Origin of the sequence: Kribbella sp. NPDC049174, from assembly GCF_043197365.1 — a bacterium.
GTDB lineage: Bacteria > Actinomycetota > Actinomycetes > Propionibacteriales > Kribbellaceae > Kribbella.
Map to the genome: position 1 here is coordinate 260,839 of NZ_JBICSZ010000004.1, position 24,381 is coordinate 285,219.

Genomic DNA, 24,381 nt, shown 5'->3' on the forward strand with positions numbered 1-24,381 from the left:
GCCTGAGAGCAGGACCCGGGACAGCCTGAAAGCAAAGACCCGGGTCAGCCGGTTGGCTGACCCGGGTCCGGGCTCAGGTGCTCAGATACCCAGTTTGGCGTTCAGCAGTTCGCGGACCTTGGCCGCGTCTGCTTGGCCGCGCATGTCCTTCATGACCGCGCCGATGAGCGCACCAGCCGCGGCCGGCTTGCCGGAGTTGACCTTCTCGACCACGTCCGGGTTGGCGGCGATCGCCCGGTCGATGGCCTCGATCAGAGCCGAGTCGTCCGAGACCAGCTCAAGACCGCGGGCCTTGATGATCTCGGCCGGCGTGCCCTCACCCTTGACCAGGCCGTCGAAGACCTGCCGCGCCAGCTTGTCGTTGAGCTTGCCGTCGTCGACGAGCTTCTGCACCTCGGCGACCTCGGCCGGGCCGACACCCAACGCGTCGAGGTCCTGACCCGACTCGTTGGCCGCCCGGGCCAGCTCACCCAGCCACCACTTCTTCGCCGCGGCCGGCGTCACCCCGAGCTCGACCGTGGCCACGATCGGCTCCAGCGCGTTGCCGTTCACGACGTCGCGCATCTCCAGATCGGTGAAGCCCCAGTCCCCCTGCAGCCGGACCCGCCGCAGAGAAGGTGCCTCAGGCAACGAAGAGCGGATCTCCTCGACCCACTCGCGGGTCGGGGCGACCGGAACGAGGTCCGGCTCCGGGAAGTACCGGTAGTCCTCCGCGTCCGACTTCTCCCGGCCGGACGTGGTGATCCCGGTGTCCTCGTGCCAGTGCCGGGTCTCCTGCACGACCTTGCCACCGGCGACGAGGACGGCGGCCTGCCGGGTGATCTCGTAGGTGATGGCGCGCTCGACCGAGCGGAACGAGTTCACGTTCTTGGTCTCGGTCCGGGTCCCCAGCACCGACGAACCCTTGGGCTTCAGCGAGACGTTCGCGTCACACCGCAGCGACCCCTGGTCCATCCGGACGTCGGAGACGCCGAGCGCGAGCAGCAGGTCCCGCAGCATGCTCACGTACGCCCGCGCCACCGCGGCGGCCTTCTCGGCCGGCACCTCGATCGTCTTGGTGACGATCTCGATCAGCGGGATACCGGCCCGGTTGTAGTCGACCAGCGAGTGCGACGCACCGTGGATCCGGCCGGTCGCGCCGCCGACGTGGGTGGACTTGCCGGTGTCCTCCTCCATGTGGGCGCGCTCGATCTCGATCCGGTACGTCTCGCCGTCGACCACCACTTCGGTCCACCCGTTGTACGCGATCGGCTCGTCGTACTGGGAGGTCTGGAAGTTCTTCGGCATGTCCGGGTAGAAGTAGTTCTTCCGGGCGAACCGGCACCACTCGGCGATCTCGCAGTTCAGCGCCAGGCCGATCTTGATCGCGGACTCGACCGCCCGGGCGTTCACCACCGGCAGCGCACCCGGCAGGCCGAGGCAGACCGGGCAGGTCTGCGTGTTCGGCGGGGCGCCGAACTCGGTCGGGCAGCCGCAGAACATCTTCGACTTCGTGTTCAGCTCGACGTGGACCTCGAGGCCCATCACCGGGTCGTACTGCGCCAGCGCCTCGTCGATCTCCAGGACGTCCGCGGTCATCGGGTCACCTCCAGCTCCGGAGCCTGTGCCATCAGGACGCCGCCCCACTGCTCGGCCAGGGCGGCCTCGAGCGCGGAGCCGACCTGGTACAGCAGCTCGTCGCGCATCACCGGGGCCATCACATGGAAGCCGACCGGCATGTTGTCCTCGTCGGCCAGACCGCACGGGAACGACGCCGCCGCGTTACCGGCCAGGTTGACCGGGATCGTGCAGAGGTCGTTCTTGTACATCGCGATCGGGTCGTCGGCGCGGTCGCCGATCGGGAACGCGGTCGTCGGCGTGGCCGGCGAGACCAGCACGTCGACCTGCTCGTAGGCGTTGGCGAAGTCGCGCTGGATCAGTGTCCGCACCTTCTGCGCCTGGCCGTAGTAGGCGTCGTAGTACCCGCTGGACAGCGCGTGCGTGCCGAGCATGATGCGGCGCTTGACCTCGTCGCCGAAGCCCGCCTCGCGGGTCATGCTCATCACCTTCTCGGCGCTGTTCTCGCCGTCGTCGCCGACCCGTAGCCCGTACCGCATCGCATCGAACTTGGCCAGGTTGGACGAGGCCTCGCTCGGCAGGATCAGGTAGTACGCCGGCAGCGCGTACTCGAAGTGCGGGCAGGACACCTCGACCACTTCGGCGCCGAGCTTGGTGAGCAGCTCGACCGACTCGTGGAAGCGTGCCTCGACACCCGGCTGGTAGCCCTCACCGCCGAGCTCCTTGACCACACCGATGCGCAGCCCGTTCACATCCGCGCGCCGGGCCGCCTCAACCACCGGCGGAACCGCCTGGTTGATCGAGGTGGAGTCCATCGGGTCGTACCCGGCGATCGCCTCGTGCAGCAGCGCGGTGTCCAGCGTCGTCCGCGCACACGGGCCGGGAGTGTCCAGGCTCGAGGCCAGCGCGATCAGGCCGTACCGCGACGTCCCGCCGTACGTCGGCTTGACCCCGACCGTGCCGGTGAACGCACCGGGCTGCCGGATCGAGCCGCCGGTGTCGGTGCCGATCGCGAGGGGCGCCTCGTACGCCGAGATCGCCGCTGAGGAGCCACCGCCGGAACCACCCGGGATGCGGCCCAGGTCCCACGGGTTGTGGGTGGTGCCGTACGCCGAGTTCTCCGTCGAGGAGCCCATCGCGAACTCGTCCATGTTGGTCTTGCCGAGGATGACGATGCCGGCCGCCTTCAACCGCTTGACCACGGTCGAGTCGTACGGCGGCTTCCAGCCCTCGAGGATCTTCGAGCCGGCCGTGGTCGGCACACCCTCCTGGGTGAGCACGTCCTTCAGCGCCAGCGGGACACCGGCGAGCGGGCCGAGCTTCTCGCCGGCCACCCGCTTCTTGTCCACCTCGGCGGCCTGGGCCAGCGCGCCCTCGGTGTCGACGTGCAGGAACGCCCGCACCGAGTCGTCGACGGCGGCGATCCGGTCCAGATGGGCCTGGGTGATCTCCACCGAGCTGGCCTGACCGGACGTCATCAGCTCCGAGAGCTCGACCGCGGTCTTACGCGTCAGGTCAGCCATCAGTCCTCCTCCAGGATCCGCGGCACCCGGAATCGCTGCTCCTCCGCGGCCGGCGCGCCGGACAGCGCCTGCTCCGGCGTGAGGCACGGCACATTCACGTCCTCGCGCATCACGTTGGTGAGCGGCAGGGCGTGCGAGGTCGGCGGGATGTCGTCGGCGGCCACCTGGCTGACCTGCCCGACCAAGGTGATGATCTGGTCGAGCTGGGGTGCGAGGTGGTCGAGCTCGGCGTCGGTGAGCTCGATCCGCGCCAGTCGCGCCAGGTGCGCGACCTCTTCGCGGGTAATCGATGGCATGAACTGATCCAATGGTTCGCGGGATGACCGGCTGATTTCCGACCGGACCCGGCCATCCTAGTGGGCGGGTGTGACGCTCGTGTTGCCTCATCCCCCAGGCTGTGGACAATGCGTGCCGGACCGGGGCGGCGGGGTGGGGCAGACCGGGGCACAGCTCATCAGCCGAGAGGGCCGGGCGTGTCCCTGGGTTCCGCTCTGTAACATTGGCGGCGACAGGGCGTTACGCGCATGGTGATCGGCTGGGAGATGATCGTTCGGTGTTCCTGCTGCGATTGATCATCCCGGACCGTCCCGGTTCGCTGGGCACGGTGGCCACCGCTCTCGGTGAGGTGAACGCCGACATCCACGCGATCGAGATCGTCGAGCACCGGCGGGAGAACGGCACCGCCGTCGACGACATCGTGGTCGACCTGCCGCCCGGTGTCCTGCCCGACCGCCTCGTCTCGGCCTGCAACGGCGTGGCCGGCGTCGAGGTCATCTGGTTCTCCCGGTACGGCGCCGGCGGCGGACTGCACATGGACCTCGAGGCCGTCGAGCAGATGACGTCGGCCCCCGCGGACGCGATCGACATCCTGGTCGAGCAGTCACCCGCCGTCCTGCACGCCGACTGGGCCGCCTTGCTGGACGGCACCGGCAGCGAAGTGAAGGTCGCGCTGGAGACGAGTGCCACGCCGGAGTTCGGTGACGTCACCGACGCCTGGCTGCCGCTGGACAAGGCGACCACGCTCGCGGCCCCGGATCACCACAAGGGTCTGGCCGAGTCGGTGCTGGTCGCGGCGCCGCTGGACAACGGCCGCCGGGTCCTCGTCATCGGCCGCCGCGGTGGCCCCGAGTTCCTCGGCTCCGAAGTCGCCCGGCTCAGCTACCTGGCGTCGCTCGCCGTCACCATCCGCGCCACCGCCTAACTCGTCGTACACGCGCAAAAGCCTCCCTCTCCGTCAACCGGAGAGGGAGGCTTTCCGCGTTGCTAGCTGAAGCGGAAGTAGGCGAAGACCCAGAGACCGGCCAGGATCAGCAGCACGACGACGCCGACCAGGACGACGATCAGGATCGTCTGGCTGTTGCTGCCGCTGCGGTCCGGGAGATCGAACTGGGTCGGGCCCCAGGGACCGCCGCCGTCGACGCGCTGGAGTGCCTCGGGCGGTGGCGTGACCACCGTCCGCGACTCCCGCTTCTCCCTGGGGAACTTCATCCGACTCCCGTCACGTCTGCTCAGACGTAGAACGTCTCGTAGCTGACCGAGATCCGTGACGAGGAGTAGGAGTCCTCGTTGTTGGCGATGATCTCGACCCGCCATCCGGCCACATAAGCAGAGTACGACTTGCCGTCGTTGTGCGCCTGGACGTACGACTTCAGCGCCGCCACATCCTCACCCTTCAGCGCCGCGAACGCGTCGTTCACCGCCGCCGGGAGCGCGGTCTTGACGTCCTCGGGGTCACCCGAGGCGCTCATCTCCAGCGACCGGATGCCCTCGCCCTTGCTGGCGTAGGAGTAGATCCGCTGCGAGCCGTACTTGCCGACCTGCTTGCTGCAGGACGTCGTACAGACGTACTTCTTGGTCTTCAGCGCGGCGATCAGCTGGGCCTCGGTGGTGTCGAAGCTCTTCCGCGGCAGGTCGAGCGAGTCCGCTCCGGACTTGCCACCGGACAGCTGCAGCTCGTCACCGTCGTTGCGCAACTCGAACTCGCCCCAGGTGCTGCCGACCTTCTGCGACTTCTGGCCGGTCTTGACCGCGTCCTGGATCTTCTTGACCTGGTCGCCGCCGAAGGTGTCGTTGCCGATCGCCTGCAGCGCCGCGTCGAAGGTGACCGCCGCGTTGTTGACGTTGTCCTCGTTCTGCGACTTCAGCAGGACGCCGAGGATGGTGCCGTCCGGCTGGAACTGGAAGATCGCCTCGGCCTCGGTCGGGCCGTCGTACTTGAAGCAGCCGCGGTGCGCGCCCTGACCGGTGTTGAACAGGTCGCTGCACTGGTAGCCGCTGCCCTGGAGCTTCTCGGTCGCCGTCTTGGCCTGACCGGTCGCGTTGCCGAGCGTGCCGTTGTCGCCGCCGTTGGACGGGTTGCCGGTCGGCTCGCTGGACTGCGAGGTGGTCGGGCCCGCATCAGGCTCGTCGTCACCGCCGAGCGCCTTGACGCCGAGGAAGACGAGCAGACCGATCAGCACGATGCCGACCACGCCACCGCCGATCAACAGCGGCATCTTGTCCTTGCCGATCCCACCGGGTCCCTTGGAGCCGCCGCCCGGCTGCCACTGCGGCTGGCCGGGCTGACCCTGCTGCTGGTGCCAGCCGCCCTGCTGCGCGCCCTGCTGGCTCCACGGCTGCTGCTCGTAGGAGCTACCGCCCTGCTGCGGGGAACGCTGCCCCCAGCCGCCGGGCTGGCCTTGCTGACCAGGACCCTGGCCTTGACCTGGCTGCGCCTGGCCGGGACCGGGTCGTCCAGGCTGACCCTGGCTGGGCTGAGCCGGCTGACCGGGCTGCGGTCGTCCGGGCTGCTGCTGTCCCCAACCACCACCGCCTTGCTGCGGGGGCTGGCCCTGCTGCGGGGGCTGCTGCGGCTGCTGGGGGCGTTGACCCCAACCGCCGCCACCCTGGGCGGGGGGCTGCTGGCCCCAACCGCCTTGGCCTCCCTGTCCCCCTTGCTGCCCGCCAGACTGGCCCCCCGGCTGCCCAGGACCCCACGGTCCCTGCGGCGGCGTCGTCATATTCGCTCCTTTTGACCCACGTTTAGACGTGCAAAGTTAACAGTCCGACGGCTCAGCCGAGCCGACGGATCCACCGGTCTGCGCGGGATCGTGCTAGGCGTCACCAGGCTCGGGCGTGCTGGCGACCTCGGTGGCGGCTTCGGCCCCCTCGTCGAGGAGAACCTGGAAGCCGGCGGCGTCGAGGATGGGCACCCCCAACTGGACGGCCTTGTCGTACTTGGAGCCCGGCGAATCGCCCACCACGACGAACGAGGTCTTCTTCGACACCGAGCTGGCCGCCTTGCCGCCGCGGGAGACGATGGCCTCGGTGGCCTCGTCCCGGCTGAAGCCTTCGACCGTGCCTGTCACCACGATCGACAGACCCGCGAGGGTCTGCGGCACGCTCGGCCCGGTGCGCTCCTGACGCAACTGGACGCCGGCGGCCTGCCACTTGTCGACGATCGCCTGGTGCCAGTCGACCTCGAACCACTCGATCACCGCATGCGCGATGGTCGGCCCAACCCCCTCGATCTCGGCCAGCTCCTCCTCGCTGGCCGCCCGGATCGCCTCGATGTCGTCGTATACGGCGGCGAGCGCCTGCGCCGCGGTCGGCCCGACGTGCCGGATCGACAGCGCGACCAGGCCGCGGGCGAGCGGCTGCGTCTTGGCGGTCTCGAGGTTCGCGAGCAGGCGCTGGGCGTTCGCCGACAGGGACCCCGCCTTGGTGGTGAAGAACGAACTGCGGGCCAGATCCTCCTCGGTCAGCCCGAACAGGTCGCCCTCGTCGGTGATCAGCTCGTCACCGATCAGCGCGTCCGCGGCCTTGAACCCGAGCACCTCGATGTCGAACCCGGACCGCCCGGCCAGGTGGAAGATCCGCTCCCGCAACTGCGCCGGGCAGGACTGCGAGTTCGGGCAGCGGATGTCGACGTCGCCCTCCTTCATCGGGCGCAACGTCGTACCGCAGGAGGGGCACTCGGTCGGCATCACGAACTCACGAGCGTCGTCCGGGCGCAGCTCGACCACCGGTCCGAGGATCTCCGGGATCACGTCACCGGCCTTGCGCAGTACGACGGTGTCGCCGATCCAGACGCCCTTGCGCTTGACCTCCTGTGCGTTGTGCAGGGTGGCGAACTCGACCGTCGAGCCGGCCACCCGGACCGGCTCCATCTTCCCGTACGGCGTGACCCGGCCGGTGCGGCCGACGTTCACCTCGATGTCGAGGAGCTTGGTGGTGACCTCCTCCGGCGGGTACTTGTACGCGATCGCCCAGCGCGGTGCGCTCGAGGTGGATCCGAGCGCGCGCTGCAGGTCGACCTCGTCGACCTTGACCACGACACCGTCGATCTCGTGGTCGACGGAGTGCCGGTTCTCGCCGTAGTACGCGATGAACTCGTTCACCTGGTCGAGGGTCTCGACCTTGCGGGCGCGGTCGCTGACCGGCAGGCCCCAGGCCTTGAGCTGCTCGTACGCCGACGACAGCCGGCCGACGTGATAGCCGTCGACCCGGCCCAGACCGTGGACGACGAAGCGCAGCGGGCGGCTCGCTGACACCCGCGGGTCCTTCTGCCGCAGCGATCCGGCGGCGCTGTTGCGCGGGTTGGAGAACGGGTCCTTACCCGCCTCGACCAGCTGCGCGTTCAGCTCCTCGAAATCCTCGACCCGGAAGTACACCTCACCGCGGACCTCCAGGAAGGACGGCAGGTCCTTGCCGTTCAGCTCGTTCGGGATGCTCTTGATGGTGCGGACGTTCAGGCTGACGTCCTCACCGGTCCGGCCGTCGCCGCGGGTCGCGCCGCTGACCAGGCGACCGTTCTCGTACACCAGGTCGAGCGCCAGCCCGTCCACCTTCAGCTCGCACAGGAAGCCGCTGTCGTGGATCTGCTGGACCGTCACCTCGCGCTCGAGCCGCTTGGCCCAGGCCTCCATCTGCTCGGCCGAGAACGCATTCGCCAGGCTCTCCATCCGGGTCGGGTGCTGCACCGCGGTGAAGAGGGTGGAGATCGGTACGCCGACCTTCTGCGTCGGCGAGTCCGGGGTCCGGAGCTCGTTGTACTGCTCCTCGAGCCCTTGCAGCTCGTGCATCAGCGCGTCGAAGTCCGCGTCCGAGATGGTCGAGGTGGCCAGGTAGTACCTGACCCGGTGCTCCTCGATCTCCTGGCTCAAGGCGGCATGCCGCTCACGCACCTCCGGCGGCGCAGCAGGCTGTTCGGCGGCAGTCGTCTCCGGAATCTCCGTACTCATGAGCAAAACTTACAACCGAGCACCGACGTTCTGAGGGAAAACGACAGCCGCCTCCGGCGGGGGTGCCGCTGAGGGATCAGGTGTTGTCGGCTGCCTCGGCGACTACGTCGGTGATCTTGCGGAGGAGGTTCAGGCGGGCTCGGGCGTCGGCTACTGACGGGGAGGCGGCCAAGCCGCAGGCGGGGGTGATGACGACCTTCTTCAGGAGCTCGGGGTCGAGGCCGAGCTCTCGCCAGCGGCGGATCAGTGGGGCGGCGGCCTGCTCCTGGTTCGGTAGTGGACCAGTTGTCGGGACCACACCGGCGTAGAGCGTCGTGCCGGCCTCCACCGCCACCGCGATCTGGTCCCAGGCTGGGTTGGTGAGGAGGGAGATGTCCACGGCGACTCCGGTAGCACCGGCTTTAGTGAACACCTCGATCGGCGGCCGTGCAGCGCAGCAGTGGACCACAGTGGGTGCTGCACCCGTCACCAGGCTCAGCAGCTCCACAGCCCCCGGACCGTCCACAGAGCGGTGCTTGCTCCACCCAGACGCCGTCGGCACAGCTCCAGCGAGTACGGCGGGCAGCCCCGGCTCATCCACCTGTACGACGACCTCCGCCCCAGGCACCCGGCGTCGTACCTCTGCCACGTGGTCACCAAGCCCCAGCGTCAACGCCTCGGCCAAGTCCCGCCGAGCGCCGTGATCCGCGAGCACCTTGTCGCCACGCGGCAGCTCGACCGTAGCCGCCAGAGTCCACGGTCCGGTCAGCTGCAGCTTCAGTGGCCCGGTGTAACCGTCCGCTAGCTCTTCGAGCACGTCCAGATCCTCAGCAAGCACCGAACGGGCCCGCCGCTGGTCCATACTCGCCCGAGGGTCGCTACCCCCAGTGAGCCGCCACCCAGCCGGCTGCAGGTCGACTGCAAGCTCAGTCAGTACGGCGACCGCGCGGCTGAGCATGTCGCCGTACGGACGTGCCGGAAGCTCGGCGAGGAACGGTATGTCGACAGCGCCGAGCAGCACCTTGGTCCACTCGCGGATGTCGTCACCCGGCAGCGAACCCAGGCCAGTGGTGGTCATGGGGCCTCCCGGCCTGGACTGAGGAGCGCAGGGAGCCCGGTCATGGGGCCTCCCGGCCTGGACTGAGGAGCGTAGGGAGCGAAGCGACTGGAGCGACGAGGGAAGGCCGGGAGCAACAGCCCCATGACCCGCCGCGCCGGAGGCGTGGCATTCAATGCAGCGACTGGAGCGACGAGGGAAGGCCGGGAGTCAAAGCCCCATGACCCCGCCGGCGCCGAAGGCCCGGCCAAAAGCACAGTCATGCGTGCTGCGCCGCCACCCGCGACACCGTGTCGATCGTCGCCGACCCGATCACCCGGGTGCCGTCGTACAGGACGACCGCCTGACCGGCCGCGACCGCGGACGTCGGCTCGTCGAACGAGACCAGCACCTCGTCACCCTCGAGCCGCGCGGTGACGGCGACCTGCTCGCCGTGCGCCCGCAACTGCGCCTTCACCTGCAGCTCCGAGGTCGGCGCGGGACCACACCACCGCGGCTTGGACGCGATCAGCCCCGAGACCGCGAGCTCTTCCCGCGATCCGACGGTCACGGTCCGGTCCACCGGGCTGATGTCCAGCACGAACCGCGGCTTGCCGTCGGCGGCCGGCGTACCGATCCGCAGGCCCTTGCGCTGACCGACGGTGAACCCGTGCGTGCCCTTGTGCTCCCCGAGCTTGTTGCCCTGCGCATCGACGATGTCACCCGGCGCCTCGCCCAGGTGCTTGCTCAGGAAGCCGGGAGTGTTGCCGTCGGCAATGAAGCAGATGTCGTGACTGTCCGGCTTGGCCGCCACCGACAACCCGCGCCGCTCGGCCTCCTCGCGCACCTCGGTCTTGACCGTGTCGCCGAGCGGGAAGAACGCGTGCTTGAGCTGCTCCTGCGTCAGAACCCCGAGCACATAGGACTGGTCCTTGGCCGGGTCCACCGCCTGGTGCAGCTCGCGAGCGCCGTCGGGAGTGTCGACGATCCGTGCGTAGTGCCCGGTCGCGACCGCGTCGAAGTCGAGCGCCAGCGCCCGCTCCAGTACGGCGCTGAACTTGACCTTCTCGTTGCAGCGCAGGCACGGGTTCGGCGTCCGGCCGGCGGCGTACTCGCTGACGAAGTCCTCGACCACGTCGGCGTGGAACCGCTCGGCCAGGTCCCAGACGTAGAACGGGATGCCGATCACGTCCGCGGCCCGGCGGGCATCGCGGGAGTCCTCGATGGTGCAGCAGCCGCGCGCGCCACTGCGATACGACTGCGGGTTGCGGCTCAGCGCCAGGTGCACTCCGACCACGTCGTGCCCGGCCTCGGCCATCCGCGCCGCCGCGACGGCGGAGTCGACCCCGCCGGACATGGCTGCGAGTACCCGCATCAGGTGTTCCTTCCCACGTTCTGCAGACCGGCGGACTTGGCCCGTTCCACCACCGGTCCGATGTTGTCCAGGACAGCGTCGATGTCGGCGCGGGTGGTGGTGTGCCCCAGGGTGAACCGGAGCGACCCGCGCGCCCGCTGGTCGTCGTACCCCATGGCCAGCAGGACATGGCTCGGTTCGGCGACCCCGGCGTTGCACGCGGACCCGGTGGAGACCTCGATCCCACGCGCGTCGAGCAGCAGCAACAGCGAGTCACCCTCGCAGTCGCTGAAGGACAAGTGTGCATTGTTGGGCAAGCGGCCCGTCGGGTCACCCGAAAGCTGCGCGCCCTCGATCGTGTTCACGACACCGCTGATCAGGGCGTCCCGCAGCTCCCCGAGCCGGCGCGCCTCGTCCGCCTGGTGCTTGATCGCATGCTCCACGGCGACCGCGAAGCCCGCGGTCGCGGGCGCGTCGAGCGTGCCCGACCGTACGTCGCGCTCCTGGCCGCCACCGTGCAGGACCGGCGTCAGCTTCGTCTCCTTGTGCACGATCAGGGCGCCGATCCCGTACGGACCGCCGAGCTTGTGTGCCGACACCGTCATCGCGTCCACACCCAGCTCCGCGAAGTCCACCGGTACCTGACCGACCGCCTGCACCGCGTCGGTGTGCACGGGGATGTCGTACTCGCGGGCCAGCGCCGCGATCTCCTGGACCGGCTGGATCGTCCCGACCTCGTTGTTCGCCATCATCAACGTGACGAAGGACACGGACTCGGGGTCCTGCTCGACGGCTCGCCGTACGTCGTCGGGCTGCACCCGGCCGAGCTCGTCGACGGGCAGCCACTCGATCTCGGCCTTCTCGTGCTGCGCCAGCCACACGGCCGGGTCCAGTACGGCGTGGTGCTCGATCCCGCTGAGCAGGATCCGGCGGCGGCGCGGGTCCTCGGCCAGGCGGGCCCACCACAGCCCCTTCAGGGCGAGGTTGTCGGCCTCCGTCCCGCCTGAGGTGAAGACCACTTCACTCGGCTGTGCGCCCAGCGCGGCGGCGATCGCCTCGCGGGACTCCTCGACCGTCCGGCGGGCGGCGCGACCGGAGCCGTGCAGGGACGACGCATTGCCGGTGCGCGCGAGGTGATGGCTCATCGCCTCGATCGCTGCCGGCAGCATCGGAGTCGTCGCCGCGTGGTCCAGGTACACCGTGCGACGGTCGGAGGAAGTCATATCGGATTCAAGAGTATGTCCGCGACCGTTGTTCCCGCTCCTCGGGCCTCAACGGTGGGACAGCAGCCGCAGCGTGTGAGCGTGTTCGGACCGCGCCCCGATCCGCTCGAACCGGGCCGCCGCCTCGGTGAGCACGGCCCCGTCCCGGGTCAGTCGGCCTCGCGCACGCAGCAGTACGGCGTCCGACCAGGCGTTCTCGGTCTCGGCGAGCTCGAGGTACCGCTCAGCGTCGTGGTAGCCGGCCGTGACTGTCAGCTCGGCTCCGGCAGCGCGGGCGTACGGCACCCACCACGGCTCGGGAAACTCCGCAAAGGCTTGCTCGACCGCGGTTGCCACCGTGGCCGAGATCGTTCCGGAGTCGAGGAGGTGGAGGGCCAGGCGCGCGTCGACGAAGGCAGCGGTGGCCATCAGGCCCGGGGAATCGGCCGGGTCGCTCACGCGGGCGATCTCCAGCGCGCGAGCCTGCCAGACGCGGTCCTGCCCGGTGCCGAGCAGTCCGTGAGCCAGGGCGGCGGCGGAAGCGGCGGAGGCCATCCACGCCCGGGGCGGACAGCCGGCAGCACGCCAGCCCGTCCACATCACGTCCGCCGCCTGAACGGCCTCCTCGAACCGGCCGCTGAGGGCGAAGGCGCGGATCTTGCGCGGTGCGGTGATGTACGGGTGCCCGTGCACCGGGTCGTCGGTGAGCTCTGCCAGCCGGACCGCCTCGGTCAGGTCACCGACCGTCACGGCGGTGGTCGAGGCAACGTGAAACGCATCCACGATCTCAGCGACTGCCCGGGGATCGTGGTGCGGCAGCGATGCGGCCAACTCGAACCGCTCCTCGGCCGATCGCCGCGCGTCCCGGAGCCGGCCCGCGGTGGCGACGGACGTGCAGTACACGTCCAGCGCGCTCATCAGCGCCAGCGGATCCCCCGCCTGCCGGGCGGCGGCGACCGCGGCCTCCGCCGCCTCCAGCTCGGGAAGCACGACCCATGCCCGGGCGATGGCGACCAGCACGCTGTCCCCAGCCGGTTCGGCCGGCAGCAGGTCGGCGCCCCGGTCTGACGCCTCGGGGAACTCGGCTTCGTAGCGGTTCAGGATGGTGACTGCGTAGGCCAACGCGTCCTGCCGGAGCTTGTGGTCGGTCTGAGCCGCCACCTGCATCATCAGTTCGTAGGCGTGAGCTCCGTCCGCAACAGCCAGTGCGGCGTCCGCCGCGTCGCGGAGGTCGTCGTACAACTCTGTGGCGTCAGTGGCCTGGGCAGCGGCGCGGACGTAGTGCTCACGTGCCTCGACGAACCGCTTGCGCGCGAACGTCAGGTGCGCGAGTCGTCGAGCCAACCGTCGTACGTCGGGCCGCGGCAAGCCGACCGCTGCGCGCAGGTCGGCAGTGACCTGGTCGAACTCGGTCCGCCAGTCCTCTCCCGCTTCGAGTCGCGCCTCCAAACGGGCCGCGGTGCTTTCGGCCCAAGCGAAGTGCAGTGCTGCGACCTCGTCGTACTCGCCGGATCGGTGCAACTCGTCCAGTGCGAAGGCCCGGATCGTCTCGAGCATGCGCCACCGGCTCGTGCCGTCGTACTGCGAGCGGTGCAGCAGGCTCTTGTCCGTCAGGCGTCCCAGCAGGTCGCTCACCGCACCGCGGCTACTGACTGGGCTCATGTCTGATGCAGCACTGAGGTCGAACCCGCCGACGAAGACACCGAGCCGCCGGAACAGCGCCCGCTCGGCATCGTCCAGGAGCTCGTAGCTCCAACCGATCACCTGCGCCAGCGAGTGGTGCCGCTCGTTCGGCCCGCGTCCGCCGACCAGGAGCCGCAGCCGGTCGTCAAGCGCGGCCAGCAACCCATCCGGTCCCAGCGAACCAGCCCTGGCTGCAGCAAGCTCAATAGCCAGCGGTACGCCGTCCAGCCCAGCACACAGCTGTGCAGCCACCTCCTCGTCAGCCGCAAGCTCTGGCGCGACCAACGCAGCCCGGTCCCGGAACAACTGCTCCGCCTCGGACCCCAGCGCCAGCGGCCCGAGCTGCACAGGCCGCTCCCCCGCCACACCGATCCGCTCCCGGCTGGTCACGAGTACGGCGGTCTCCGGCGCCTGGGTCAGGATCCGGGCAACCAGGTCGCCGACCTCTTCGACCAGGTGCTCACAGTTGTCGAGCACGACCAGAGTCCGCCCGCGCTGCAGGCGCTCCAGGACCGCGTCGATCAACGTCTGCGGCGGCTGTTCCCGTACGCCGAGCCCCTCGGCGACCGCAGCCACGACAAACCCCGGGCGGACCGGGACCAGGTCCACGAAGGCACCGCCGTACGGATAGTTGCCGCCGACCTCGGCCGCGACGCGCAGAGCCAGGCGGGTCTTGCCGACACCACCTGGGCCGAGGAGGCTCACCAGCCTGTTGCTGCCCAGGGCGGCAAGCAGTTCGGTCTGCTCGTGCTCCCGTCCGACGAACGTCGTACCAGGGCTCGCGAGCACGGTGAATCCACGGTGTTCGGTCTCGGCCAAGCCGGCCAGTTCGTGGCGGTCGACAACGCCGTACTTGCGCAGCAACGACGAGACGTGGCTCTCGACCGTGCGGACGCTGATGTGCAGGTGACGCGCGATCTGGGCGTTGGAGCGCCCGCCGGCGAGCGCGGCCAGCACCTCGGCCTCGCGCGCGGACACCTCCGTCGGACCAGTCACGGGCCCATCATGCCCGGGCCACGGTGCGCTCCGTGGTGGATCAGTGGTGACCACGGAAGACAACCCGTACCGCCGGCTCACAGTCTGGTGGCACAGTCACTCAAGCGAACGGAGAAGACGATGGGACGCGTGCTGCTGGACATCACCATGTCGCTGGACGGATTCGTGACCGGCCCCGGTGCGGACCTCGCGCACGGCCTCGGCGTCGGCGGCGAGCCCCTGCACGACTGGATCGTGGCCGATGACCGGACCGACGCCGACCGCGAGGCGCTCGACCGGACCCAGGCCGACGTCGGCGCCGTACTGATGGGCCGCCGGACGTTCGACTTCGTCGACGGGCCGGACGGCTGGACCGGCGGCGACCCCGGCGCGACTGCCGACGCGGAGCGGCCGTCGATCTTCGTCGTCACGTCGCACCAGCCGGCCCGAGTCCGGCTGGAGGGCTGGTTCGACTTCGTCACCGACGGGATCCACCGGGCGCTGGAACGCGCCCAGGAGGCGGCCGGCGACAAGGACGTGATGATCATGGGAGGCGGTCACCTCTGCCGCCAGTACCTGTACGCGGGCCTGGTCGACGAGGTACGCATCCACCTGGTGCCGATCGTCCTCGGCGACGGCACCCCGCTGTTCGAACGTACGGCGATCGCACCCGTCCGACTGATCCAGCGCGACGCCGCCGTCACCCCGGCCGCGGCCCACCTCACCTACGACGTGGCCTGAAAGGAGCTGTCATGTCACAGGAGATCCTCGACCAGCGCGCCGCCGCGGTCATCGAAGCGAACAAGTACATGGCCCTCGGCACCGTGGACGCCGACGGCCTCCCCTGGGTCACCCCGGTCTACTTCACCCCGGACGGCCACGCCGACTTCTACTGGGTCTCGTCCCCGGACGCCGAGCACTCCCGCAACGTCGCCCGGAACGCCAACGTCAGCATCGCCATCTTCGACTCCAGCGTCCCCGTCGGGCAGGCGTCAGCCGTCTACCTGCGCGCGCACGCCGAACTCGTCCCCGACGACGAACTCGACCACTGCGCGGCCTTCTACTCCGCCCGCCTCGGCGAACTCCGAACCTTCACCCCCGACGAGCTCCGCGCGCCTGCCGACCTCCGCCTCTACCGAGCCCGCGCCACCAGTCACTGGGTCCTGATCCGGGGCCGGGACCCCGAGTACGGCACCGGCATCGACTCCCGCCGCCCGGTCTGGGACTAGCCCGCACCAACCACGTACACCCCGGCGGGCCTCATTTCTGCTCGAACGGATCGGCCGCCGCGCCTTCCGGGGCCTGTGCCTCGAGGACGGTCTTGATCTCCTGCAGCGACCTCCGGGCGTCCTTGCCGACCTTGGGATAGCGCGGATCGATCTCGATCAGGGTGTTGGCGATCACCGCGGCGGCGGCGATGCGCGCGTACCACTTGCGATCGGCGGGAATCACGTACCACGGCGCCCACTCGGTGCTCGTGTTGGACAGCATCCGCGAGAACGCGCGCTGGTAGTCGTCCCAGAACTCCCGTTCGCGGATGTCGGCCGCGGAGAACTTCCAGTTGTGGTCGCGCAGGTCGATCCGCCGCAGGAAACGGATCCGCTGCTCCTCCTTGGAGAGGTTCAAGAAGAGCTTCACGACCTTGATGCCGTTGTCGGTGAGGGTTCGCTCCCACTCGTTGATCTCGCGATAGCGCCGTCTCCAGAGCCCCTGGCGGGTGCCCCGCGGAAGTCTCTGCCGGTCGAGGAGTTCGGGGTGCACGCGGACGACCAGGACCTCCTCGTAGTGCGAGCGGTTGAAGATTCCGACCTCACCCCGGGCCGGCAGGCGCAGTCCGTACCGCCACAGGTAGTCGTGATCCAGCTCCTCGCTGGAGGGGACCTTGAAGCTGTGCACCGACACGCCCTGTGGGTTGACCCCGGTCATGACGTGGCGGATGGTGCCGTCCTTCCCACCGGCGTCGAGCGCCTGCAGCACCACCAGCACACCGTGGGTGTGCTGCGCATACAGCCGGGACTGATACTCGGCCAACAGGTCGATGCCCTGGTCCAGCAGCTGGCGACCGCGCTTCTTGGAACGGATCACGCCCCGGAAGTCCGGTTCGAAGTCCCTGGACAGCTTGACCTTCGAGCCCGGTTCGACCCGGAACGGCTCGATGAAGTCGGCGATCCGTTGCTCGCGAGATGTCATTTCTCTGTGCCTCCTGCCTCCGAGGGTGCGCGCCAGGCACGCGCCGGCGCGACGGCGTGCTCCGGGCTGAGCGCCGCCGGCATCCGCTGCCGGCGCCGCCTGATCACCTTGTCCAACTCGACGACGATCGGAAGCAGTGCGGCCAGGCCGATGCAGGTGAGCCACTGGCGAGGACTGAGTGAGACGGTGAGCAGCCCGCTCTGGAGCGTCGGGAGCTGGGTCGCCAGGAGCAGCAGCACCAGCGGGATCAGGCCGATCGCCAGCGCCTTCACGATCGGTGGCGTCAAGCCGCTGGTCGGGTCGCGCCGGTTGACGACCGCGTTGAACGTGGTCCCCAGACCCATCACCACGAACGTCATCGTCATCGAGACGGTGCCCTGCGTCGTACTGGGGTCGTCCGGACCGGCCACCAGGGGTGCCCCAGCGGCCAGGAAGAGCACGAAGGCATAGGCGACCCACCTGATCACAGCGTTCCGGTTCGTGATCGGTACGCCGGGGTCGCGCGGTGGCCGGTGCATGACGTCGGGATCACCGGGGTCGACAGCGATGATGACCACGCCGATGGCGGTGGCGAAGAACAACAGGAAGAGCACCATCGACGGAGTCATCGCCACCCCGTCGTTGATGTTGAACACAGTGGCGCCGAGGAAGAGAAGGATCAGCGACAGCAGTTGCGTCATCTGGTAGCGCACGTACGAGACGACCTTGTCGTAGACGCGCCGCCCGATCTCGACAGCGTGGACGAGGGTGCCGAAGTTGTCGTCGGTCAGCACCATCCGCGCGGCCTGCTTGGTCACCTCGCTGCCGCTGCCCATCGCCACCCCGATATCGGCCTGTTTGAGGGCGGCCGCGTCGTTGACCGCGTCACCGGTCATCGCGACGATCATGCCCTCCTCTTGCATCGCCCGGGCGAGGCGCAGCTTGTCCTCGGGGGTGACCCGCCCGAACACGTGCAACTCGGGCAACCGCTGCTTCAGTTGCTCGTCGGTGAGCGCCAGCAGTTCCGTGCCGCTGATCGCGCCGGGACCGAGGCCCAGCTCCGCGCCGATCGCCTGCGCGGTGACTGCATGGTCACCGGTGATCATGCGTACGTCGATGCCGGCCGTGAGCGCCGTACCGACCGCGCCCTTCGCCTCCGTCCGGAGCGGGTCGATGATGCCCGCCAACGCGACGAACGACAGCCCTTCGGTCAGGGACATCGGATCATCGGTCATCGCGGCCAACTCGTCGTCGGTCACCAGCCGGGCCGCGAACGCGAGGACGCGCAGGCCCTTCTGCCCCATCCGTACGTTGGCCTCGTCGATGCCGGCCCGCGACTGCGCGATCGGGACCTGCGAGCCGCTGAGCGGTCCGCCCGCCTGGCTGCAGCGCGCGACCACGACGTCAGGCGCGCCCTTGATCAGCTCGATGACGTGCTCGACACCGTCGACCTTCACCCGGTGGAACGTCGCCATGAACTTGTACTCGGAGTCGAACGGAACCTCCGACAGCCGCGGATAGCTCCGCCGGGTCTCCTCCGCGTCGATGCCGAGCTTGGCGGCCAGCACCACCAGTGCCGCCTCGGTCGGGTCGCCGATCACCGATCCGTCGTCGCCGACCACCGCGTCGCTGTCGAGGGCCAGTCCGAGGGCGAGGCGGGTGAAGTCCGGCACGGGAATGCCGGCCACCGAACGGATCGCGCCGCTCTTGCGGTAACCCTCCCCGTCGACGGTGAACCACGACCCGCTCGCGTACAGCGTCGAGACCATCATCTGGTTCAACGTCAGCGTCCCGGTCTTGTCGGTGTTGATCGCGCTGGTCGCACCGAGAGTCTCGACGTCGGTGAGATTCTTGACCACGGCTTTGGCCTCGGCCAACTGCTTCGCGCCGAGCGAGAGCAGGCCCGAGACGAAGGCCGGCATACCGGTCGGGAGGGCCGAGATGGCCATCGCGGTGCCGAGCAGCAGCAGGTCCTTGCCGGGTACTCCGCGGATCATGCCGACCACCACGATGACCGCGACCGCTCCCCAGGCGATGATCCCCAGGACCTTCGTCAGCGAGTCCAGCTCGCGCTGGAGCGGTGACCGGGTACGCGTCACCGAGCTGAGCATCGTCGCGATCCGGCCCATCTGCGTCTGCATGCCGGTCGCGGTGACCACGATCGTGCCGGTGCCCCGGGTCACCGAGGTGCCCTGGAACAGCATGTTGGTCTGGTCGCCCAGACCGACCTCGGCGGATTCGAGCGCGCCGGCGCCCTTGGCGATCGGCGCGCTTTCGCCGGTGAGCGCCGCCTCCTGCGCTTCCAGCGTCGCGGACCCGATGATGCGCCCGTCGGCGGGCACGATGTCGCCTGCCTCGAGCTGGACGATGTCGCCCGGAACCACCTGGGTGGCCGCGATCATCGAAATGTCGCCGGCGCGGACGACCCGCGCCTGCGGTACCTGCAGATTGGCGAGGGCATCGACGCTGGCCCGGGCCGCCAGCTCCTGCCGGGTGCCCAGTCCGACGTTCAGCAGGATGAGCAGGGCGACGACGATCCCGGTCGAGAGTTCCCCGATCAGCAGGCTCACGACCACGACGGCGATCAGCATGATGTTCATCGGGTCGCGCAGCTGCTGCGCCGCGATGACCCAGACCGAGGGCGGCTTCTCCGCGGCGATCTCGTTCGGCCCGTACGACGAGAGCCGGCTCGTCGCCTCGCTCCCGGACAGCCCGGACACGGCGTCGGACGAGGCCGCGGCGACCACCGCCTCCGCCGCGAGCGCGTACGGCGGAGCCTCGGCTCCGGTCACTGAAGACGCTGTCATGCCGATCTCGCTCACCGGTGTCTCCGTCCCCTCGGGTCCACCAGTCGACCGCCCACCGAAGCGCTGTGCATCACCCCGCGCGGACGAGCCCGCAGCTAGGCCAGGGCACGGACCTGATCCTGCTCGACGAACCCACGACGTACCGGACATGCGACGGCCCGGCTCGGGAGGGGGGCCGAGCCGGGCCGTCGGGGGCCGGAGCTTGAGGGGTGAGCTCCGGATGGGGTGGCTGGGTCCCGGGGGGAAGGGACCCAGCCGGGGTGGTCAGGACTTGCGCTTGGTGACTTCCTCGGTGGCGGCGGGGAGGACCTTGTGCAGGTCGCCGACGACGCCGAAGTCGACCAGCTCGAAGATCGGGGCTTCCTCGTCCTTGTTGACGGCCACGATGGTCTTCGAGGTCTGCATACCGGCCCGGTGCTGGATGGCGCCGGAGATGCCGGCCGCGACGTACAGCTGCGGCGACACGGTCTTACCGGTCTGGCCGACCTGGTAGGCGTGCGGATACCAGCCCGAGTCGACGGCCGCCCGGGACGCACCGACCGCGGCACCGAGGGAGTCGGCGAACGCCTCGACCGGACCGAAGTCACCGCCGGTCCCACGACCGCCCGACACGATGATCGCGGCCTCGGTCAGCTCCGGACGACCGGTCGCCTCGCGCGGCTTGGACTCGGTGATGCGCGCCGTCTTCGCGACGTCGGAGATCGACACGTCGAACTCCTCCACCTCCGGCGAGGTCTCGGCCGCCTCCGGGGTGGCCGCGTTCGGCTTGACCGTGATGATCGGCGTGCCGTGGGTGACCTTCGCCTGGACCGTGTAGTTGCCGGCGAACACCGACTGCGTCGTCACCGGGCCGCCATCGCCCGCCTGGACGTCGACGGCGTCGGTGATCAGGCCGGAGTCCAGCCTGACCGCCAGCCGGGCGGCGATCTCCTTGCCCTCCGCGGACGACGAGATCAGGATCGCGGCCGGCTCGATCTTGGCCGCGACCTGCTGCAGCGCCTCGGCCTTCGGCGCGACCAGGAACTGGGTCAGCTCCGGGTTGGTCAGCGCGATCACCTTGGTCGCGCCGTACTGCCCCAGCGCCGGCAGCGCGTCCTGCACACCCTCGCCGATGTAGACCGCGACCGGCTCACCGAGCCGACGGGCGATGGTGAGCAGCTCCGCAGTCGTCTTGCGGACCTTGCCACCGGTGTGGTCAACGAGAACCAGAACGTTCGACATGAACTGATCGCCCCTCAGAGGAACTTGTTGGTGGACAGGAACTCGACGAGCTGGGCAGCGCCGCTGCCGTCCTCGTCGGTGACGATCGTGCCGGCGGTCCGCGGCGGACGGGCCGTCACCTCGACCACCTCGGTCCACGCGGACGAGCCGCCGACCTGATCCGCCGAGAGCTCCAGGTCGGCCAGCGACCAGGTCTCCACCGGCTTCTTCTTCGCGGCCATGATGCCCTTGAACGACGGGTACCGCGGCTCGTTGGCCTGGTCCGAAACGCTCAGCACCAGCGGCAGGGTGCCCTCGACCGTGTCGCTCGCGGTGTCGCCGTCCCGCCGGATCCGCACGGTCTGGCCGTCGACGGTCACCTCCGAGCCCAGCGTCACGGCCGGCAGCCCGAGCCGCTCCGACACCATCGCCGGGACGACACCCATCGAGCCGTCGGTCGACCCCATCCCGAACACGACCAGATCGGCCTCGAGCTTGGCCAGCGCCTTCGACAGCACCAGCGAGGTGGCCACCGCGTCGGACCCGTGGATCGCGTCGTCGAGCACGTGGACCCCGGCGTCGGCACCCATCTGGAGACCCTTCTTCACCGCGTCGGCGGCCTGCTCCGGGCCGACCGTGAGGATGGTCACCACTGTGTCCCCAGGGTCCCCGTCGTTCTCTTTTACAGTGAGAGCGGTCTCGACGGCATATTCGTCCAGCTCGGACAGCAGCCCGTCGACACCGGCACGGTCCACCGTGTTGTCCTCCGGGCGGAAGCGGCGGTCCGCGGTGGCATCCGGCACGAACTTCGCGCAGACGACGATCTTCATAGCGTGTGGGACCCCTTCTGGTTAACGGTCTCTCCCAAGCCTGCCACGGATGTTACTCGCGAGAAACATAATCCCGTGCGAGTCCCATCACAGTTCGCCGCAGCCCGCACGAACCTTGACCCTGACCTGCTTAGCCGAACCGGACTACGCAGAACAAGTGGACACGGCTGTGACATGCAATCGCACACTAGGCTGACTCGGGTGACCGAGACGTTACCGCTCACCGGCGAGAGAACAGCACCCGGGATCTGGCACGAGAACTACTGGTTCGCGCGCCACGAGGCTGCCTACCGCTGGATCACGGCCAATCTGGTAGCGAACAATCCGCTCGAGACCCGGCGCGTCCTCGACGCCGGCTGCGGCGAGGGCTACGGCGCGGAGCAACTCCGCCTGGCCGGGGCGGACTCCGTGACCGGTCTCGACTATGAAGATACGACTCTTCGGCACGTCCGCCGCGTCTATCCACAGGTCAATGTGGTGCGCGGCAACCTCGTCCAGACCGGGTTCGCCGACGCGACCTTCGACCTGATCACCTCACTGCAGACGATCGAGCATCTGTGGGAGCAGCCGCGGTTCGTCAGCGAGTGCGCGCGGATCCTGGCGCCGGACGGCATCCTCGTCCTCAGCACGCCGAACCGGCTCACCTTTCCTAGCGGCAACTGGTACCACACCCACGAACTGACCGCCGCCGAGTTCGTCGAGCTCACCGAGCCGGACTTCGAGATCACGCACGCACTCGGACTCCACCACGGCCGGCGGCTCGTCTCGTGGGAAGCGACGTACGGGTCCTGTGTCGACGCCCAGCTGGCGGTCGGGCACGAGGAATGGACCGACGACCTCAGCGAGCTGGTGCGAAGCACGAGGTACGACGACTTCGAGATTCGCCCAGGCGAACTGGACGAATCTCTCGATCTGATCCTTGTCGCGCGACCTAAGGGCGGACGAAGCGCTCGATGATCTTGCCCGCGATCAGGTAGACCAGCGCGGCGATACCCCAGTTCACCAGCAGGGTGTTCTTGGCGGTCTCCAGCCGGAACAGATCCTTGAACGGGCCGACCAGGTCGTGCCCGCGCTCCAGCACCCAGCGCACGATCTCGTTGCTCTGGTTGGTCTGATCGAGCGCGGTGAACAGCGCGCCGAGCGCCAGCACCGCCGCCGCGATCACCGCGACGAGCCAGACCAGTGAGGCGATCAGGTTCCGCAGCCTCCGCACTCCGGAGCCCACCGAACTCAGCGCCTGCTTACCCTTCCCGGTCCCGGTCGACGCGGCCGCCGTCTTGCCCGGCGCCGCTTTGTTGCCGCCGGCACCCGTCTTCGACGCGACCGGCACCACCGGTCTGGTCACCGCGGTCTCCGCCGGATCCTTGCCGGCCGCAACCTCAGCAGCCGGAGCCGGGGACTCGGCCGCGGCCTTCTCCCGGGCCCGCTGCTCGGCGACGATCTCCGCCGCGGTCTTCGGCCGGGCCGGCTTGGTCACCGTCGCGGTCGCCCCGCGGCCGGTCGTCTCACCCTTGCCGGTGCTGTCGGCTGCTTCGGCCGGCGGCGTCACCGCCTTCGAGGTGTCAGCCGCCTTCTCGTCCTGCGTACCCACGTCGTCCATCTCCTCAGCCGGGGTCGGTTCCTCGTCCGTCGCCGTCGCGGTCTCCTGGGCCGGCGGTCTCCTCCGCCGGCTGACCGGGACAGGGCGCGGCGACAACCTGCGCCGGGCACCCGCGAACGGGCCCGGTGCCGCTGTCCTGCCGTCCACTGCCTGCACTTCTGGGTCCAGCCTTCGGTTCACACCCACCGCACGAACCGCCGCCGGCGGTTCAGCACCCGTTTCAAGCGCTGGTTCCAACGTAGCGCCGCCGGGTTCCGGCACGAGCGGAACCGGGTCGACCGCGCGGATCCGCGCCTGGGTGATCGAGTCGTCGGCCGCCGCCTGATCGAGCAGGGACCGTCCGGACTGGTCGGTCCCGGTCTGCTCAGCCACGCTGCGTCTCCTCTCCGACGGTCAATCGGTCGGCGTTCTGCCGAACGTGTGGGACATAGTGCCCGACCGGTGAGTAACTTGAGAACCCCTCGTCGTCCCGTCTTTCACCAGCACAGTGTTCACCAGCCGCGTCGTCGCCGTCACCCTCAGCTTCCCCCGGTACGGCGCTCCTACTCGGCGGATCGAGTGGAACACCGGCCCGGAGCCTGGCCGCGGTGCGCTCGTTCGCCTCGGCCAGCCCGGCCAGGTAGGCCCGGCGGGTGACGTCAGCGGCGTACCGGGCGGTGCGGTCGGCAACGACCACGGCCGGCACCCCGGCGGCGACGGCGTACGAAGGAATGTTGCCACGGGCAACACTGTTCGCGCCGATCACCACGCCGCGACCGATATCGGTTCCGCGGGTGACGGTGACCTTGGTGGCCAGCCAGCAGTCCGGGCCGATCCGGACCGGCGACTTCACCAGGCCCTGGTCCTTGATCGGCAGGCCGAGGTCCTCGGTCTTGTGGTCGAAGTCGCAGATGTAGGTCCAGTCCGCGATCAGCGTGGAGGCGCCGATCTCGATGTCCAGGTAGCAGTTCACCGTGACGTCGCGGGCGAACACCACCTTGTCGCCGATCCGCAGCGTGCCCTCGTGCGCGCGCAGCCGGGTCTCGTCACCCAGGTGCACCCATTTGCCGAGGATGATCCGGCCGTGGCCGGGGCGCGCCACGATCTCCAGCTTCTTGCCCAGGAAGACGAATCCCTCGGTGATGACGCCGGGGTGACGCAGCTTGAACCAGGCGAACCGCCAGTAGCGCTTCAGGTAGTACGGCGTCCACGCTCGATGGCGCACCACCCAGCGAAGATTCGCCGCGGTCAGCAACCGCATCCAG

Annotated in this window: 21 protein-coding genes; 5 read left to right on the forward strand and 16 right to left on the reverse strand. The window is 69.3% G+C overall.

Annotated elements, in window-relative coordinates:
* Positions 1–81: 81 nt before the first annotated feature.
* Genes gatB through gatC form a run of 3 tightly spaced genes read right to left on the reverse strand, consistent with a single transcriptional unit; the run spans position 82 to position 3,376 of the window.
* On the reverse strand, positions 82–1,578 hold the full coding sequence (gene gatB / locus ACGFIF_RS23325) for an Asp-tRNA(Asn)/Glu-tRNA(Gln) amidotransferase subunit GatB (protein WP_393157201.1): 1,497 nt from the start codon (positions 1,576–1,578) through the stop codon (positions 82–84).
* Positions 1,575–3,080, reverse strand: a complete 1,506-nt coding sequence (gatA, locus tag ACGFIF_RS23330; protein WP_393157203.1) for an Asp-tRNA(Asn)/Glu-tRNA(Gln) amidotransferase subunit GatA — start codon at positions 3,078–3,080, stop codon at positions 1,575–1,577. The genes gatB and gatA overlap by 4 nt, the downstream gene beginning before the upstream one ends.
* Positions 3,080–3,376 carry an Asp-tRNA(Asn)/Glu-tRNA(Gln) amidotransferase subunit GatC gene (gene gatC, locus ACGFIF_RS23335; RefSeq protein WP_132212685.1) on the reverse strand — a complete coding sequence of 99 codons (297 nt, stop codon included), beginning with the start codon at positions 3,374–3,376 and terminating at the stop codon, positions 3,080–3,082. Before gatC ends, gatA begins: the two co-directional genes overlap by 1 nt.
* A gap of 257 nt (positions 3,377–3,633) precedes the next feature.
* Here gatC and ACGFIF_RS23340 point away from each other — a divergent pair, with 257 nt between their 5' ends.
* Positions 3,634–4,281, forward strand: coding sequence for an ACT domain-containing protein (locus ACGFIF_RS23340; RefSeq protein ID WP_393157205.1), 648 nt, complete (start codon positions 3,634–3,636; stop codon positions 4,279–4,281).
* Between the two features lie 62 nt (positions 4,282–4,343).
* On the opposite strand, the gene ACGFIF_RS23345 is transcribed toward ACGFIF_RS23340, so the two are convergent.
* Positions 4,344–4,568 carry a hypothetical protein gene (locus tag ACGFIF_RS23345; RefSeq protein WP_393157206.1) on the reverse strand — a complete coding sequence of 75 codons (225 nt, stop codon included), beginning with the start codon at positions 4,566–4,568 and terminating at the stop codon, positions 4,344–4,346.
* 20 nt (positions 4,569–4,588) lie between these two features.
* Positions 4,589–5,575, reverse strand: coding sequence for a hypothetical protein (locus ACGFIF_RS23350; protein ID WP_393157207.1), 987 nt, complete (start codon positions 5,573–5,575; stop codon positions 4,589–4,591).
* Positions 5,576–5,656: 81 nt separating this feature from the next.
* Here ACGFIF_RS23350 and ACGFIF_RS23355 point away from each other — a divergent pair, with 81 nt between their 5' ends.
* Entirely contained in the window at positions 5,657–6,094 is a 438-nt protein-coding gene (locus ACGFIF_RS23355) for a hypothetical protein (RefSeq protein WP_393157208.1), read from the forward strand.
* Positions 6,095–6,172: 78 nt separating this feature from the next.
* Here ACGFIF_RS23355 and ligA read toward each other — a convergent pair whose 3' ends face one another.
* The 5 genes from ligA to ACGFIF_RS23380 all read right to left on the reverse strand — a co-directional run bounded on the left by ligA (position 6,173) and on the right by ACGFIF_RS23380 (position 14,552).
* A complete protein-coding gene (gene ligA / locus ACGFIF_RS23360; protein WP_393157210.1) occupies positions 6,173–8,302 on the reverse strand; it encodes an NAD-dependent DNA ligase LigA in 2,130 nt (709 codons plus the stop codon).
* Positions 8,303–8,378: 76 nt separating this feature from the next.
* Positions 8,379–9,359 carry a methionine synthase vitamin-B12 independent gene (locus ACGFIF_RS23365; protein WP_393157212.1) on the reverse strand — a complete coding sequence of 327 codons (981 nt, stop codon included), beginning with the start codon at positions 9,357–9,359 and terminating at the stop codon, positions 8,379–8,381.
* Between the two features lie 238 nt (positions 9,360–9,597).
* Positions 9,598–10,692, reverse strand: a complete 1,095-nt coding sequence (gene mnmA, locus ACGFIF_RS23370; protein ID WP_393157213.1) for a tRNA 2-thiouridine(34) synthase MnmA — start codon at positions 10,690–10,692, stop codon at positions 9,598–9,600.
* Positions 10,692–11,894 (reverse strand): cysteine desulfurase family protein, encoded by a 1,203-nt coding sequence (locus ACGFIF_RS23375; RefSeq protein ID WP_393157215.1) that lies wholly within the window; start codon positions 11,892–11,894, stop codon positions 10,692–10,694. The genes mnmA and ACGFIF_RS23375 overlap by 1 nt, the downstream gene beginning before the upstream one ends.
* A 48-nt stretch (positions 11,895–11,942) precedes the next feature.
* Positions 11,943–14,552, reverse strand: a complete 2,610-nt coding sequence (locus tag ACGFIF_RS23380) for an ATP-binding protein (protein ID WP_393157216.1) — start codon at positions 14,550–14,552, stop codon at positions 11,943–11,945.
* A 120-nt stretch (positions 14,553–14,672) separates the two neighbouring features.
* On the opposite strand from ACGFIF_RS23380, the gene ACGFIF_RS23385 reads away from it, so the two are divergent.
* Both ACGFIF_RS23385 and ACGFIF_RS23390 read left to right on the forward strand, forming a co-directional pair.
* The gene (locus ACGFIF_RS23385; RefSeq protein ID WP_393157217.1) at positions 14,673–15,272 is read left to right on the forward strand and encodes a dihydrofolate reductase family protein; all 600 of its coding nucleotides are present in this window, start codon (positions 14,673–14,675) and stop codon (positions 15,270–15,272) included.
* 11 nt (positions 15,273–15,283) lie between these two features.
* Positions 15,284–15,760, forward strand: a complete 477-nt coding sequence (locus ACGFIF_RS23390) for a pyridoxamine 5'-phosphate oxidase family protein (protein WP_393157219.1) — start codon at positions 15,284–15,286, stop codon at positions 15,758–15,760.
* A 31-nt stretch (positions 15,761–15,791) separates the two neighbouring features.
* Here the strand turns inward: ACGFIF_RS23390 and ACGFIF_RS23395 are convergent, their stop codons facing one another.
* The 4 genes from ACGFIF_RS23395 to ACGFIF_RS23410 form a co-directional block, all read right to left on the reverse strand.
* A complete protein-coding gene (locus ACGFIF_RS23395; protein WP_393157221.1) occupies positions 15,792–16,721 on the reverse strand; it encodes a PPK2 family polyphosphate kinase in 930 nt (309 codons plus the stop codon).
* Positions 16,718–19,507 carry a cation-translocating P-type ATPase gene (locus ACGFIF_RS23400; protein WP_393157222.1) on the reverse strand — a complete coding sequence of 930 codons (2,790 nt, stop codon included), beginning with the start codon at positions 19,505–19,507 and terminating at the stop codon, positions 16,718–16,720. The genes ACGFIF_RS23395 and ACGFIF_RS23400 overlap by 4 nt, the downstream gene beginning before the upstream one ends.
* A gap of 264 nt (positions 19,508–19,771) precedes the next feature.
* Positions 19,772–20,728, reverse strand: a complete 957-nt coding sequence (locus ACGFIF_RS23405) for an electron transfer flavoprotein subunit alpha/FixB family protein (RefSeq protein WP_393157224.1) — start codon at positions 20,726–20,728, stop codon at positions 19,772–19,774.
* Between the two features lie 14 nt (positions 20,729–20,742).
* On the reverse strand, positions 20,743–21,537 hold the full coding sequence (locus ACGFIF_RS23410) for an electron transfer flavoprotein subunit beta/FixA family protein (protein ID WP_393157225.1): 795 nt from the start codon (positions 21,535–21,537) through the stop codon (positions 20,743–20,745).
* Positions 21,538–21,738: 201 nt separating this feature from the next.
* Here ACGFIF_RS23410 and ACGFIF_RS23415 point away from each other — a divergent pair, with 201 nt between their 5' ends.
* Positions 21,739–22,494: a methyltransferase domain-containing protein gene (locus ACGFIF_RS23415; protein ID WP_393157227.1), complete on the forward strand. Its 756-nt coding sequence runs from the start codon at positions 21,739–21,741 to the stop codon at positions 22,492–22,494.
* On the opposite strand, the gene ACGFIF_RS23420 is transcribed toward ACGFIF_RS23415, so the two are convergent.
* Both ACGFIF_RS23420 and ACGFIF_RS23425 read right to left on the reverse strand, forming a co-directional pair.
* Complete coding sequence (locus ACGFIF_RS23420) at positions 22,469–23,509, reverse strand: hypothetical protein (RefSeq protein WP_393157228.1); 1,041 nt, start codon at positions 23,507–23,509, stop codon at positions 22,469–22,471. The genes ACGFIF_RS23415 and ACGFIF_RS23420 overlap by 26 nt on opposite strands.
* Positions 23,502–24,377, reverse strand: coding sequence for an acyltransferase (locus ACGFIF_RS23425; protein WP_393157230.1), 876 nt, complete (start codon positions 24,375–24,377; stop codon positions 23,502–23,504). The genes ACGFIF_RS23420 and ACGFIF_RS23425 overlap by 8 nt, the downstream gene beginning before the upstream one ends.
* Between the last annotated feature and the right edge of the window lie 4 nt (positions 24,378–24,381).

Excerpts from the sequence above, each read along its gene's own strand:
- ACGFIF_RS23395 (WP_393157221.1), bottom strand. The coding sequence starts at position 16,721 with ATGACATCTCGCGAGCAACGGATCGCCGACTTCATCGAGCCGTTCCGG.
- gatA (WP_393157203.1), bottom strand. The coding sequence starts at position 3,080 with ATGGCTGACCTGACGCGTAAGACCGCGGTCGAGCTCTCGGAGCTGATG.
- ACGFIF_RS23365 (WP_393157212.1), bottom strand. The coding sequence starts at position 9,359 with ATGACCACCACTGGCCTGGGTTCGCTGCCGGGTGACGACATCCGCGAG.
- ligA (WP_393157210.1), bottom strand. The coding sequence starts at position 8,302 with ATGAGTACGGAGATTCCGGAGACGACTGCCGCCGAACAGCCTGCTGCG.
- ACGFIF_RS23405 (WP_393157224.1), bottom strand. The coding sequence starts at position 20,728 with ATGTCGAACGTTCTGGTTCTCGTTGACCACACCGGTGGCAAGGTCCGC.
- ACGFIF_RS23390 (WP_393157219.1), top strand. The coding sequence starts at position 15,284 with ATGTCACAGGAGATCCTCGACCAGCGCGCCGCCGCGGTCATCGAAGCG.
- ACGFIF_RS23385 (WP_393157217.1), top strand. The coding sequence starts at position 14,673 with ATGGGACGCGTGCTGCTGGACATCACCATGTCGCTGGACGGATTCGTG.
- gatC (WP_132212685.1), bottom strand. The coding sequence starts at position 3,376 with ATGCCATCGATTACCCGCGAAGAGGTCGCGCACCTGGCGCGACTGGCG.
- ACGFIF_RS23400 (WP_393157222.1), bottom strand. The coding sequence starts at position 19,507 with ATGACAGCGTCTTCAGTGACCGGAGCCGAGGCTCCGCCGTACGCGCTC.
- ACGFIF_RS23425 (WP_393157230.1), bottom strand. The coding sequence starts at position 24,377 with ATGCGGTTGCTGACCGCGGCGAATCTTCGCTGGGTGGTGCGCCATCGA.
- ACGFIF_RS23375 (WP_393157215.1), bottom strand. The coding sequence starts at position 11,894 with ATGACTTCCTCCGACCGTCGCACGGTGTACCTGGACCACGCGGCGACG.
- gatB (WP_393157201.1), bottom strand. The coding sequence starts at position 1,578 with ATGACCGCGGACGTCCTGGAGATCGACGAGGCGCTGGCGCAGTACGAC.
- mnmA (WP_393157213.1), bottom strand. The coding sequence starts at position 10,692 with ATGCGGGTACTCGCAGCCATGTCCGGCGGGGTCGACTCCGCCGTCGCG.
- ACGFIF_RS23350 (WP_393157207.1), bottom strand. The coding sequence starts at position 5,575 with ATGCCGCTGTTGATCGGCGGTGGCGTGGTCGGCATCGTGCTGATCGGT.
- ACGFIF_RS23345 (WP_393157206.1), bottom strand. The coding sequence starts at position 4,568 with ATGAAGTTCCCCAGGGAGAAGCGGGAGTCGCGGACGGTGGTCACGCCA.
- ACGFIF_RS23410 (WP_393157225.1), bottom strand. The coding sequence starts at position 21,537 with ATGAAGATCGTCGTCTGCGCGAAGTTCGTGCCGGATGCCACCGCGGAC.